Annotated in this window: 10 protein-coding genes and 1 pseudogene; 6 read left to right on the top strand and 5 right to left on the bottom strand. The window is 64.8% G+C overall.

Annotated features, from left to right (window positions below):
- The first annotated feature begins 62 nt into the window (after positions 1-62).
- Positions 63-2,213, top strand: coding sequence for an NAD-dependent DNA ligase LigA (gene ligA / locus C2U70_RS32110; protein WP_140982661.1), 2,151 nt, complete (start codon positions 63-65; stop codon positions 2,211-2,213).
- Positions 2,214-2,398: 185 nt separating this feature from the next.
- Here ligA and C2U70_RS32115 read toward each other — a convergent pair whose 3' ends face one another.
- Together C2U70_RS32115 and C2U70_RS32120 are read right to left on the bottom strand one after the other, a co-directional pair.
- Complete coding sequence (locus C2U70_RS32115) at positions 2,399-3,676, bottom strand: multidrug effflux MFS transporter (RefSeq protein ID WP_140982663.1); 1,278 nt, start codon at positions 3,674-3,676, stop codon at positions 2,399-2,401.
- Positions 3,677-3,747: 71 nt separating this feature from the next.
- Entirely contained in the window at positions 3,748-5,577 is a 1,830-nt protein-coding gene (locus C2U70_RS32120; RefSeq protein WP_140982666.1) for an aminopeptidase P family protein, read from the bottom strand.
- A 186-nt stretch (positions 5,578-5,763) separates the two neighbouring features.
- Here C2U70_RS32120 and C2U70_RS32125 point away from each other — a divergent pair, with 186 nt between their 5' ends.
- On the top strand, positions 5,764-5,946 hold the full coding sequence (locus tag C2U70_RS32125; protein ID WP_140982668.1) for a hypothetical protein: 183 nt from the start codon (positions 5,764-5,766) through the stop codon (positions 5,944-5,946).
- 2 nt (positions 5,947-5,948) lie between these two features.
- On the opposite strand, the gene C2U70_RS32130 is transcribed toward C2U70_RS32125, so the two are convergent.
- On the bottom strand, positions 5,949-6,836 hold the full coding sequence (locus C2U70_RS32130) for a 50S ribosomal protein L11 methyltransferase (protein WP_140982670.1): 888 nt from the start codon (positions 6,834-6,836) through the stop codon (positions 5,949-5,951).
- 169 nt (positions 6,837-7,005) lie between these two features.
- Between C2U70_RS32130 and C2U70_RS32135 the strand changes: the two genes are divergently transcribed.
- Complete coding sequence (locus C2U70_RS32135; RefSeq protein WP_140982681.1) at positions 7,006-7,161, top strand: Flp family type IVb pilin; 156 nt, start codon at positions 7,006-7,008, stop codon at positions 7,159-7,161.
- A 491-nt stretch (positions 7,162-7,652) separates the two neighbouring features.
- Positions 7,653-7,820: a hypothetical protein gene (locus tag C2U70_RS33315; protein WP_186294597.1), complete on the top strand. Its 168-nt coding sequence runs from the start codon at positions 7,653-7,655 to the stop codon at positions 7,818-7,820.
- A gap of 56 nt (positions 7,821-7,876) precedes the next feature.
- Here C2U70_RS33315 and C2U70_RS32140 read toward each other — a convergent pair whose 3' ends face one another.
- A complete protein-coding gene (locus tag C2U70_RS32140) occupies positions 7,877-9,478 on the bottom strand; it encodes a phytoene desaturase family protein (protein WP_140982673.1) in 1,602 nt (533 codons plus the stop codon).
- A 204-nt stretch (positions 9,479-9,682) separates the two neighbouring features.
- Between C2U70_RS32140 and C2U70_RS32145 the strand changes: the two genes are divergently transcribed.
- Positions 9,683-11,962 (top strand): spermidine synthase, encoded by a 2,280-nt coding sequence (locus C2U70_RS32145; RefSeq protein WP_140982675.1) that lies wholly within the window; start codon positions 9,683-9,685, stop codon positions 11,960-11,962.
- Between the two features lie 112 nt (positions 11,963-12,074).
- Here C2U70_RS32145 and C2U70_RS32150 read toward each other — a convergent pair whose 3' ends face one another.
- A complete protein-coding gene (locus tag C2U70_RS32150) occupies positions 12,075-13,085 on the bottom strand; it encodes a glycerophosphodiester phosphodiesterase (RefSeq protein WP_140982678.1) in 1,011 nt (336 codons plus the stop codon).
- Positions 13,086-13,247: 162 nt separating this feature from the next.
- Here C2U70_RS32150 and C2U70_RS32155 point away from each other — a divergent pair.
- Positions 13,248-13,608: pseudogene (locus C2U70_RS32155) on the top strand (acyl-CoA desaturase); the annotation flags it as partial.

Raw genomic sequence — 13,608 nt, forward strand, 5'->3', positions numbered from 1 at the left:
GCGTCCGGGGCACGAGACCAACCCGCCTTTACCGTCCTACCCCTCCGTCGTATCCAAGCACCATGGCAAGAGCAGCAAAATCCAAACCGCTCCGCGACGTCGCCGATCTCACCAAGGCGCAGGCCAAGGTCGAGCATATGCGGTTGGCACTGGAGCTCGAAGAGCACGACAAGCGCTACTATCAGGACGATGCGCCCACTGTCTCTGACGCGGAATATGACGCGCTGCGCAAGCGCTTCAACGCGATCGAAAAGCGTTTTTCGGAATTCGTCACCGGCGAGTCGCCCTCGCAGAAGGTCGGAGCTGCACCGTCGGGCCGCTTCAAGAAAGTCCGCCACGCCATTCCGATGCTGTCGCTCGACAATGCGTTTGCCGAGGAGGACGTGCGCGACTTCGTCGGCCGCATCGTGCGCTTTTTGAAGCTCGACGACGACAAGATTGATTTCTCGGCCGAGCCGAAGATCGACGGTCTGTCGATGTCGCTGCGCTACGAGGGCGGCGAGCTCGTGACTGCGGCGACCCGCGGCGACGGTGCGGAAGGTGAGGACGTCACCGCCAACATCCGTACCCTCGAGGACGTGCCCGAGAGGCTGAAGGGCCGCAACGTGCCCGACATCTGCGAGGTGCGCGGCGAGGTCTACATGACCAAGAAGGCGTTCCTCGCGCTCAACAGGAAGCAGGTCGAGGCCGGCGAAGCGCCGTTCGCCAATCCGCGCAACTCGGCCGCCGGCTCGCTGCGGCAGAAGGACCCGACCATCACCGCCTCGCGCCCGCTCGGCTTCTTTGCCTACGCCTGGGGCGAGATGAGCGACATGCCGGAGGATACGCAGAGCGGTATGATCGGCTGGTTCGAGCGCTGCGGCTTCACCACCAATCCGCTGACGAAGCTCTGCCACTCGGTCGAGGACCTGCTCGCCTTCCACCGCAAGATCGAGGAGCAGCGCGCAACGCTCGACTACGACATCGACGGCGTCGTCTACAAGGTCGATCGCATCGACTGGCAGGAACGGCTCGGCTTCGTCTCGCGCACGCCGCGCTGGGGCATCGCGCACAAATTTCCAGCCGAGCAAGCCATGACGGTGCTGCGCGACATCGAGATCCAGGTCGGCCGCACCGGTTCCTTCACGCCGGTCGGCAAGCTTGAACCGGTCGGCGTCGGCGGCGTGATCGTGCAGAACGTCACGCTGCACAATGAGGATTACATCCGCGGCATCGGCAGCAAGGGCGAGGAGCTGCGCGAGGGGCGCGACATCAGGATCGGCGACACCGTCGTGATCCAGCGCGCCGGCGACGTCATTCCGCAAGTCGTCGACGTCGTCATGGACAAGCGGCCGAAGGGCGCCAAGGAATTCCACTTTCCGAAGAAATGCCCGTGCCCGCTGCATACCGACGTGGTGCGTGAGGAGACGGCGGCCGGTGAAGAGGGTTCGCGCGCGCGCTGCACCGGCGAGTTCGCCTGTCCCTATCAGAAGATCGAGCACCTGAAGCTGTTCGTGTCGCGCCGCGCCTTCGACATCGACGGTCTCGGCGAGAAGCAGCTCCAGTATTTCTTCGACGAGGGCTTTGTGAAGGAGCCTGCCGACATTTTCACGCTCCCGAAGCGCAACGCCAAGCTCAAGCTTGAAGAGATCGAGGGCTATGGCGAGACCTCGGTGCGCAACCTGTTTGCTTCCATCGAAAGCCGCCGCAAGATTGCGCTCGAACGTTTCGTCTTTGCGCTCGGCATGCGCCATGTCGGCGAAACCACGGCGCTGGCGCTCGCCCGCGGCTATGGCTCGTGGGACGCCTTTCACGATGCCTGTCTCAAGGTCGCCAAAGGCGACGAGGAGGCGATCGCCGAGATGGATGCGCTGGACCAGATCGGCGACACCGTGATCAGGAGCATCGCGGACTATTTCGGCGAGAGCCACAACCGCGGCATCGTCGAGCGTCTGGTGAAGGAGCTCGACGAGATCGTCGACGCCGAGAAGCCCAAGAGCAATTCCGCCGTCGCCGGCAAGACGGTGGTGTTCACGGGCTCGCTGGAGAAGATGACGCGCGACGAGGCCAAGGCGACCGCCGAGCGGCTCGGCGCAAAAGTCTCAGGCTCGGTGTCGAAGAAGACGGACCTCGTTGTCGCCGGCCCCGGCGCCGGCTCAAAACTCGCGGACGCCAACAAGCATGGCGTCAAGGTCTTGACCGAGGATGAGTGGCTGAAGCTGATCGGGGAGTGAGGGATCTTCTTTCCTTCTCCCCTTGTGGGAGAAGGTGGCGCGAAGCGCCGGATGAGGGGTCTGGTTCCGCGAATGTCCGCGTGAGAGATGTATTCGCGGAGAGAGACCCCTCACCCGTCTCGCCGCTTCGCGGCGAGCCACCCTCTCCCACAAGGGGAGAGGGGTAGTGCATCCGCCGGGATGCACTACAACATCCCGCTCTCTTCCTCTTCCGCCTGCTCGATCAGCTCCTCGCTGACCACGATGGTCGGCCGCGGCACCAGGAAGAACATGGTCGAGGCGCAGGCGACCGACAGCGCGAGGATCGCTGCCGTGAGCGGCAATGTCGTCGCGGAGTGGCCGCCGAGATAGGCGCCGAACTGCGAGATCAGCGCGCCGATACCCTGCTGCAGGAAGCCCATCGCGCCGGATGCGGTGCCGGCGGCCTCGGGGCGGACGCTGATGGCGCCGGCGGCGGCGTTGTTCATCACGAAGGCGTTGGCGACCATCACGATCATCTGGGTGCCGAACAGCCAGAGCGGGGCCTGGTTGAGCCCTGAGATGCTGAAGCCCACATTGAGCAGCGCGCCGGTGAACTGCAGCGCCAGCCCGAACCAGATCAGCTTCTCCAGCGAATGCCGCGGCGCGAAGCGGACGCAGAACATGTTGCCGACGAGATAGGCGAAGCCGGTGGTGGCGAACCAGGCGCCGTATTCGGCCGTGGTGCGGCCCATCTGCGTCACCACGATGTAGGGCCCGCCGCCGGCGAAGGTGAAGATGATCTGCGAGGCCAGCACCTGGCACAGCACATAGCCGATGAAGGCGCGATCGCGAATCAGCTTGCCGACGTCGCCGCGAAAGCTGCTGCCGCCGTCGCGCGCGCGGCGCGTCTCGGGCAGCGCGATCGCGATCAGGGCCGCGACACTGAGCGAGGCCATGGTGATGAAATAGAAGATCGCGCGCCAGCCGAACGAGATCTCGATCAGGCCGCCGACCAGCGCGCTCAGCATCTGCGCCACCATCATCACCCCGATGACGAGGCTGATCTTGGAGGAGATCTGGTGCCGCTCGTAGAGATCGCGGATGATGGCGCGGCTGATCACCATGCCGCTCGCGCCGCCCAGTGCCTGCAGGAAGCGGGCCGCGATCAGCTCCGGCAGCGTCTGGACCAGCGAACAGCCGATGCTTGCCGTGACCATCAGCGCGAGTCCCGCGAGCAGCACGGGGCGCCGCCCGAACTTGTCGGACAGCGGACCCATGATGAGCTGCGAGCAGGCGATGCCGACCATGTAGAGCGACACCGTCATCTGTGCGATCGAGATGTCGCTGCCGAACGTGGTCGCCAGCACCGGCAGCGCCGGAACCAGCATGTAGAGCGAGATCGGCGCCACGCCCGTCATGCAGACGAGCAGCAGCAGCATCACGCGCGAGCTCGCGATGGTGTTGTCCGTCGCCGCGCTCGGTGGCTTGCCGGTGCCGTGCATGCGATCGACACTAGCCGCTTCGCGAAGGCTGCGAATACGGACGTTTCGGCATGCGGCTATGCGCGACGGTCTTAAGGCGTCATCTCCGCCGTCGCCTGATCCAGCCACGCCCTGGTCGCGTCGTCCAGCGCCGGCCGGACCTCGGCCCTGACACGGGCATGATACGCGTTGAGCCAGTCGAGCTCATCCCGGCTCAGCATGCGCGTATCGATCAGCCGCCGGTCAATCGGCGCCAGCGTCAGCGTCTCGAACGCGTTCATGGACTTTTCGGCACCGGGAATATCGGCCGCAACCACCAGTTCGAGGTTTTCGATGCGGATGCCAAAGCCGTCGGTCTTGTAGTAGCCGGGCTCGTTGGAGAGGATCATGCCGCGCTTCAGCGGCGTGGTGCCGAGCTTCGAGATCCGCGCCGGGCCTTCATGCACGCTGAGATAGCTGCCGACGCCGTGGCCCGTGCCGTGCTCGAAATCGACGCCGGCGGCCCACAGATATTGCCGCGCCAGCGTGTCGAGCTGCGCGCCGGTAGTACCATCCGGGAAGATCGCGCGCGCGATCGCCATGTGCCCGCGCAGCACGCGGGTGAAGCGGTCGCGCATCTCGTCCGTCGGCTCACCCACCGCCATGGTGCGCGTGACGTCGGTGGTGCCGTCTTCATATTGTGCGCCGGAATCGATCAGCAAAAGGTCGCCGCGCGCGATGCGCCGGTTGCTCTTGCGGGTGACGCGGTAGTGCACGATGGCGCCGTTCGGGCCGGTGCCCGAAATCGTCGGGAACGAGACGTCCTTCAGCGCGCCGGTGTCGCGGCGAAACGTTTCCAGCGCTTCCACCGCGTCGATCTCGGTGAGCTTGCCGCTAGCCGCCTCGCGGTCGATGAAGGCGAGGAAGCGCGCCAGCGCCACCGCATCGCGCTGATGCGCGGTCTTGGTGCCCTTGATCTCAGTGCTGTTCTTGACGGCTTTCAACAGCGCAACCGGATCGCTGCCGCGCACCGGCTTGCCGCCGGCGTTCGCGATCAGGCGGCTCAGCGCATCCGCTGCGGTCGCGTTGTCGAGTGCGATGGCCGCGCCACTCTTGGCGAGCGCCATCAGCGTCGGCGCGAGCGCATCGGGCTCGCGAACGTCGCCGGAGTGCTCGAGATGATCGCGCGTGAGATTTGAAAGCTTGCGATGGTCGATGAAGATCGTCGGCCGGCCCGCCTTCGGCACCAGCGCATAGGACAGCGGCAGCGGCGTATGCGCGACGTCGCCGCCGCGGATGTTGAAGGTCCATGCGACCGCGTGGCTGTCCGAGAGCACCAGCGCGTCGACGCCGAGCTTTTCGATCTCGCTCCGGATCTGCTGCAGCTTCTCCGGCTCGGCGACCCCGGCGTATTTCAGGCCGTGCACGGCGACCGGTGCGATCGGCGGCGGCGGCCGGTCGGGCCACACCGCATCGACCGGGTTGCTGTCGACCGCGACGAGCTCCGCGCCTGCCTTGGCGCAGGCGGCCGCCAGGCGCTCGGCTGCCGAAGAAGTGTGCAGCCACGGGTCAAAACCTAGGCGATCGCCCGGCTTCAGATGCGCGGACAACCAGCTCTCCGGCGGCGGATCGATCAACGACTCCACCGCCCAGGCCTTGCCATCGACCTGCTTGGCCGCCTGCAGCGTATAGCGGCCATCGACGAACACGGCCGCCTCCTGCGTGAGAACGGCTGCGAGCCCGGCGGAGCCCGTGAAACCGGTCAGCCAGGCCAGCCGCTCCTCGGACGGCGCGACATACTCGTTCTGCTGCTGATCGGCGCGCGGAATCACGAAGCCGGTCAGCTTGCGGCGCGCCAATTCCTCGCGGAGCGCGGCGAGCCGCGCTGTGAGCGCAACGCCGGCCTCCGGCTCCTCGAATGTCTGGAAGTGTGCCTCGAACATGTTGTGGCTAGTTTAGGATCATGGGGATGAGTCCGCAATGTGGGCGCAATTGGCGCCCATCTGGCATGGAGCGTGCTTGAATTCTTCCATTCGCGTTGAGTGGATACGGATGCGGCCCTTCCGGTCACGTCCGGGTAACAGGGAAATACAAGCAAGTGTTTCATCTCAACGGCGAGGGGACACACGATGCCTGCGTTCACGTTTGAGAAGATTTCGCCTCCGGTCCGGTCCGGCTCCGTCAAGGCGGTGCCCAAGAAGCCGCGCGGCATGCTGAGCCAGATGATCGACCGTCTTGCCGAGCGCCGCGCCAAGCGCGCGTTGCGCGACGGTCACGCGCCGATGCGCCCCAACGACAAGCCGTCGGAATAGAGTCACCCCACCTTCTTCAGCAGCAGACTGCTCCACCCCTCGACCTTGAGATGCCTGAGCGGCACCAGCCCGCGTGCGCGATAGGCCGCAATCACGGCCGGCGCCTGCGGGGTCAAAAGGCCCGACAGGATCACCTGGGCGCCCGGCGCCAGATGGCGCGCCATCGGTCCCGACAATTGCCGCAGGGGATTGGCCAGTATGTTGGCCAGCACCAGGTCGAACGGGCCGGCCTTCGCGAAATCGGGGGCGGCAAAGCCGGTGGCGCGGATCGCCCGCACGGCGTTGCGCACGCCGTTGAGGGCGGCGTTCTCGCGCGCGACCTGCACCGACGGTGCGTCGATGTCGGAGGCCAGCACCGCGCGATGCAGCGCCTTGGCGGCGGCGATGGCCAGCACGCCGGTGCCGGTACCGAGGTCGAGCAAATTGGTCGGCCGGCCGCTCTTCAGGACATGGTCAAGGAGAAGTAAACAGCCGCGCGTGGTGCCGTGGTGGCCGGTGCCGAACGCGAGCGCCGCCTCGATCTCGATTCCGAGCTTGTTGTGCGGGACGCGTGCGCGGTCGTGGCTGCCATGCACGATGAAGCGTCCGGCGGGAACGGGGACGAGATCCTCGAGGCTCGCCTTGACCCAATCCTTGGCCTCGACGGTGTCGAAGGTGAGCGTCGCGGCGATCGCGCTGCCTGCATTTTTCTCGACGATTTCGCGCAAAAACGCCTGATCCGGTGCGTCGGCGAAATGCAGGGTGACGTCCCAGCGGCCGTCCGGCTGCTCGAATGCGGCGACCGCCGCATCGCCGTCGAAAAAGATCTCGGTAAGGACGTCGACGACGCGCTTGGCGGCGGCTTCGTCGCCGATCGAAAAGCTCGCGCGGTAGGTGGGAGAGGGGGGCATGGGATGCGATCCGGCTCGGCGCGTTGGGTTCAATTTTGGGAACCTTTATTCCAAATCTGACGAGAAAATTGCAGTTCCCGAATTAACTGAACTGCAGGTTGCACTCAGTACATTCACGGATGTTGGGAGCAACCAGCGCAACTGTAAATGGAGGCGAATCTTGAAGAGCATGCTCACGAAGTTCTGGTCGGATGAATCCGGTGCGACCGCCATCGAATACGGCCTGATTGCCGCCGGCATCGCGCTGGCGATTATTACCGTGGTGAACAGCCTCGGCACCACCCTGAATGACAAGTTCGGTTCGGTTAGCAGCTCCTTGAAGTAATTTCGCCTCCCGTCCCGGCGGAGGCCCATTCTCTTCATTGATCGGCCATTTTGACTGTGCCCGCGGGGGAGCGATCCCATCCGCGGGCCAAGTCGTTCTGTGCGGGTCCACAGGCCTTCAACGCGGCCCGCAGCCCGGATTCACAGGCTTATCCACAGGCTCGGGGAATGCTTGTCCACAGCCTGTCCAGGCGACGAGGCGGCATGCCCACAGCGCCCTTGGCCAAACTCGCCGAAGCGAGGATTGGCAGGCCTTGTTCAAGCGAATGGCATCGTCTGTTCACCGGCCCGTCCACAGCTCATCCTCAGCTTTCTTCACAGGTCCGGTGGTGCCGTCCACAGGCCGCTCGCATCTGCTCTGGTTAATTTTCGGTCGCTCGCACATCCGATTCATCGCGGATTTACTCCGTCGGCAGATCGGATCCCCGTTGGAACCCGGTCTTAAGCGCCGCGCGCGATGCTGGCCGCTACCAAGAAACAAAGGGGGGTTAAATGACCAGGTTCATTTTGATTGTTGCCGGTATTTGCATTCTCGGAACCTTTGCCGGCGCGCTCTCGGCCAGCACGCCGAAGGCTGCGGCGGACACGCTGTCGCCGCTCGCGATGATGATGCAGATGGATACGCGGTCGTTGCCGGTGGAATCCTGCGACGCCGTCTAAACATCGTTTGACGCTATATCGGCCCGCTCGGTGCAACACGCCGGGCGGGCCGTTGCTTATCCAAAGAGCGCCCGGTGATCCCTGAGGATCACCTGCGCCGCATTGTGGCCGGGCGCTCCCGTGACGCCACCGCCGGGATGCGCGCCCGAGCCGCAGTGATAGAGGCCCTTCACCGGCCCGCGATAATCCGCGTGCCCCAGCATCGGGCGTGCGGAGAAGAGCTGGTTCAGCGTCAGCGCGCCGTGAAAAATGTCGCCGCCGAGCAGACCGAACTGCCGCTCGAGGTCGAGCGGGGAGAGGATCTGGCGGCCGAGCACGCATGCAGCAAAGCCCGGCGCATATTTGTCCACGGTCGCGATCATGAGATCGGCGACCTCCTCGCGATGGTCGTCCCAGGATTTGCCGTCCGGCAGCTCGGGCGCGACGTGCTGGCAGAACAGGCTCGCGACGTGCTTGCCGGCGGGGGCGAGCGTGTCGTCGAGCGTGGAGGGGATCAGCATCTCAACGACAGGTGAGCTGCTCCAGCCGCGGGCGCGCGCATCGAGATAGGCGCGGTCCATATAGGCGAGGCTCGGCGCGAGGATGATGCCGGAGCTGAGATGATCGCCGTCGCCGGGCAATGCGGTGAAGGAGGGCAGGCGATCCAGCGCCACGTTCATGCGGAACGTGCCGGAGCCGTTCTTCCAGTGGCGGATACGGGCGAGGAAGTCCGCCGGCAGAGCGTCCGCCGCGACCAGCCGCGTATAGAGCAGTTTTGGATTGACGTTGGAGGCGACGTATTTTGCGCGGATCGTCTTGCCATTGTCGAGGACCACGCCTGCGGCGCGGTCGCGTTCGACGATCACCTCGCGCACGGGCGCATCCGCCTCGATGGTGACGCCGTGCTGGCGCGCGGCCGCAGCCATCGCCTGCGTGATCGCGCCCATGCCGCCGATGGCGTGGCCCCACACACCCTTCTTGCCGTTCACCTCGCCAAAGGCGTGATGCAGCATGACGTAGGCAGATCCCGCAGCATAGGGGCTCGCATAATTGCCGACGATGGCGTCGAAGCCGAACAGCGCCTTGACCAGATCGTTCTCGAACCGCTCGTCCAGCATCTCGCCGGCCGAGCGGGTGAAGAGATCGAGCAGGCTGCGGCTCTGCTCCAGCGTCAGCTTGCGCAAAATGCCGGCGCTCTGAAGCGCATTGACGGCTTCGCGGATCGCGCCGCTGCCAAACTTTTCCAGCAGGTTCGGCGGCGCGCGCAGCACGAACTGCCGGAGCACGTCGGCGATCGCTTCGAGCTCGCGCGAAAAGCCGTCGATCGCCTCGGCATCATGCGCGCTGAGTTTGCGCACGGAGTCCCGCGTCCGGCCTTCCCCGGTGAGGAGGTAGCTGCCGTCGGGCGAGGGGAGAAAGTTCTGCGCGCGGCGCTCGACGACGCGCAGGCCGTGCTCGGCGAGCTTGAGATCGGTGACGACCTTTGGATTGAGCAGGCTCACGGTGTAGGCCGCGACCGAATTGCGGAAACCGGGATGGAACTCCTCGGTGACGGCAGCGCCACCGACCACCTTGCGCCGTTCGACCACATGCACGCGCAAGCCTGCCTTCGCGAGATAGGCCGCGCAGGTGAGGCCGTTATGGCCAGCGCCGATGATGACGACGTCGGTTTCAGTCATGAGGTTTCCACCGTCATTCCGGGGCGATGCAAAGCATCGAACCCGGAATCTCGAGATTCCGGGTCCGGCACTTCGTGCCGCCCCGGAATGACGTTCTATATCAGGCATTTCTCCCGACACCACATCACAGCATTTATTGCCCGTTCATGTCGCATGTGCTCCATTGCGGCGCGCCGGCGCCCGCCGGGGTGAGCCGGAGCTTTCATGGATTCCATCGTGCAATCTGTCGCCGCAGAGCAGCCGTCCGCGTCGCGAAACCGGCTGGTGCTGACCGTCTATACGGCGGCGATCTTCGTCAGCGCGCTCCTGCTGTTCTCGGTGCAGCCGCTGTTCACGAAGATGGTGCTGCCGCGGCTCGGCGGATCGCCCGCCGTCTGGTCGGTGGCGATGGTGTTCTTCCAGTCGCTGCTGCTGGCCGGCTACGCCTATGCGCATTTCCTGATGCAGATCAGGAATCGCACGATTCCGGTCGTCGTGCATCTGGTGCTGCTGGTGTTCGCCCTCACGACGCTGCCGCTCGGCATCGCAACCTCGTTCGGCGATCCCCCGGGCTCCGGCTATGCCTTTTGGCTGCTCGGCCTGTTCGCGGTGTCGATCGGCCTTCCGTTCTTCGCGCTCGCCGCCAACAACCCGCTGCTGCAAGCCTGGTTCGTCCGCACCGGTCATCCTGATGGCCCCGATCCCTACTTCCTCTACTCCGCCTCCAACATCGGCAGCTTCCTGGCACTGTTGTCCTATCCCGTGCTGCTGGAGCCGATGTTCACGCTCCGCACGCAGAACCTGCTCTGGACCGGCGGCTACGGCCTTCTCATCCTGCTGATCGGCGCCTGCGGCTTGCTGCTGTTGCGCTCGCCGGCCCTGGCTGTGGCCGATGCGCGGACCGAAGACACCCACTCCCCGGCACCGAGCCTCGTCACCCGTGCGCGCTGGATTTTTCTCGCCGCAGTGCCCTCGGGTCTGCTGATCGCGGTGACCGCGCACATCTCCACCGACGTCGCGGCCGCGCCGTTGCTGTGGGTGCTGCCGCTGTCGCTCTATCTGCTCACCTGGGTGCTTGTGTTCCAGTCGCGGCCGCTCTTGCCGCACAAATGGATGCTGCTGCTGCAGCCGCTCGCGATTGCGGGCGTCATCTTCCTGCTGGCTTTTGGTGGCGAGCAGAATTTGCTGCTGACGCTCGGCGGGCACCAGCTCTGCTTCTTTGTCATCGCCATGGCCTGCCACGGTGAACTCGCGCGCACGCGGCCTGCCGCCAAATATCTCACCGGATTCTATGTCGCGCTATCGTTCGGCGGAATGGTCGGCGGCCTGTTCGCTGGGTTGCTCGCGCCCTTCACCTTCTCCTGGATCGCCGAATATCCGATCCTGATCGCGCTTGCCGTGCTTTGCCGTCCTCTGGCGGACGAGCGGCTCGCGCGCGTCATGACCGGCTACTGGCTGTTGCTGATCGTGCTCGCGATCGCGCTCATTGCGCCATCCTATTCGACGGGTGAGGTCGCGACCTGGTTCGAGGACCACCGCGTCTGGGTCGCGAGCGCTGTCGGCGTGCTGGCCGCGCTGCTTGCACTCGCGCTCAACGCCAACCGCTGGAAGATCTTTGCCACCGTCGTGCTCGCACTCGCCTTGACCCGCATCTATCCGGCGGACGACGGCCGGGTCGAGACCATCCGCAGCTTCTTCGGCGTGCACAAGATCGTGGTGACATCAGGCGGCTATTTCCACGTGCTGATGCACGGCACCACGATTCACGGCGCCGAGCGCTTCAAGAACAATGACGGCACACCGGTCGAAGGCCGGCCCGAGCCGATCACCTATTATCACAAGGACGGCGGCATCGGTCAGGCCGTCACCGCGATCCGCGAGCGCAAGGGCGCGCCGCTGAAAGTGGCCGTGATCGGCGTCGGCGCCGGCACGCTCTCCTGCGCCTCCGAGCCGGGCGAGAGCTGGAAGTTTTTTGAGATTGACCAGACCATGGTCGATACCGCGCGCGATCCGAAATATTTCCGCTATATCAACGCCTGCGCACCCGACATCAAGCCGGTGATCGGCGATGCGCGCCTCACCTTCGCCAAGGAACAGGACGGCACCTACGATCTCATTATCGTCGATGCCTATTCCTCGGACGCGATTCCGATTCACCTGGCGACCGAAGAAGCCATGAAGATCTACAAGGACAAGCTCGCTCCGCATGGCGCGGTGGTGATGCACGTCTCCAACCGGCATCTCGATCTCGAAACTGTCGTGGTCGGCATCGCCGACGCCAACGATCTCAAGAGCTGGGTCTTCAACGAGGATTCGGGCCGCGACTCCGATTACATCTTCTCGACCGACGTCGTCATCTCAGCGCGTGAGCAAGCCGATGTCGGCAAGCTCGCCGCCTCCGATAAATGGGAGGAGACCGAGTTTGACGACAAGCAGCGAGTGTGGACCGACGATTATTCCAACATCATCGGTGCGCTCTATCGCCGTCTGCGCAACGGCGAGTAGACAGGCGGACCACGTTCGTAGCCCGGATGGAGCACAGCGAAATCCGGGACTCTTGCGCTTGCGGCACCCCCGGATTGCGCTGCGCTCCATCCGGGCTACGGGGCCTTCCGATCTACGGGCTGACCGGCGTCCCCGCGGGCAGCGCAATCCCCTTCTCGCCGGCGACCGTCCGCAACACGTCCGGCCGGTCGGAGATGATGCCGTCGACGCCGAGCTCGATCATGCGCGCCATGTCGTCGGCCTTGTTGACCGTCCAGACCACGACGCGCAAGCCCTGCGCATGGGCTTCCGTGATCAGCACCGGATTGACGTCACCGAAATAGGGCGACCAGATTGCGCCGCCCGCCGCCTTGATCGTGCGCGGCAGCGAGCCGCCATGGTCGGCCGGGTTGAAGCCCGCCGTCCAGTTGGTCGCCTTGTCGAGCGCAATGGTTGGCGTGTTGCCGCGCTGGATGGTCAGGTACACGGTCGGAATCTTCGGTGCGCGCCGCTGCACCAGTTGCAGCGTCCGCCAGTCGAAGGACTGGATCATGACGCGATCGGAAAATCCTTCGGCCTCGATGACTTCCAGGAGTTTTGCGACGAATGGTTCAGGGGCGAGCGTCTCGTCGGCGCGGGTCGGATCGATCTTGGTCTCGATATTGAACCGCACGCGCGCGTTGCCGGATTTTCGCACCAGCGCGAACAACTCCTTCAGGGTCGGGATTCGCGTGCCCGGCAGCGCGCGCTGGTCCGGAAACGATTTTGCGTAATTGCTGTCGGGGCGGATCTGGCCGACGTCGTAGCTTTTGACCTCGTCGAGCCGAAGCTTCACGAAGGGCGTGCCGGGCGGGGCGATGTAGTTGCCGGCAGCGTCGCGCGTGAGATCGGGGTTGAGGCCGCGCTCATGCGACACGATCACCTCGCCATCGGCGGTGACGCCGGTGTCGAGCTCCAGCGTGTCGACGCCCATCGTCAGCGCGTTGGCGAAGGCGGGCAGGGTGTTTTCGGGCAGCAGCGCCCGCCCGCCGCGATGCGCCTCGAGATCGAAGGTCGAATCCTGGGCCATGACCTGTCCTGTATTGGCCTGTCCTGCCAGGAGAATGCACAGTGCGGTCAGGATTGTTGCGGCAGGGGAGGGCATCGCGGCTCAAACGGCAAGAGGAAATGACGGTATTTGAACGCTTTTTCGCGTCCGGTTGCGGACTATAGCCGTTCTCGTGTCTGTTGAAACCTTGGGCAGCCGCTTGGGTTGCGCTCGCCCAGCGGTTATGTAGTCTCTGACCGCTCCCGGAATCCATCGCCCGTGCCCGAGAAACGCGATCATCGCATCATCCGCAGCCGGCATTTTCAAAAAATGCAGCGGCGGCATTTTTTCGTGTTCGACGTGCTGCCGTTCGCAGGCACGCTGGTCGCGTTGGGGCTTTTGTTCTATCGCCCGATCGGTGTGACGGAACTGTCCCTGTTCTTCGGAATGTGGCTGATCACTGGCCTGGGCCTCACCGTCGGCTATCACCGCCTCTTTACCCACGCCGCGTTCAAGACCTCGACCGCGATGAGCGCTATCCTGATCGTCATGGGGGCGATGGCGGGCCGCGGCCCGATGCTGTCCTGGGCGGCGATGCACCGGCGGCATCACGAACTGTCCGATCACGAGGGCGATCTGC

The sequence above is a fragment of the Bradyrhizobium guangdongense genome, from assembly GCF_006483445.1.
GTDB classification, from domain to species: Bacteria; Pseudomonadota; Alphaproteobacteria; order Rhizobiales; family Xanthobacteraceae; genus Bradyrhizobium; species Bradyrhizobium guangdongense_A.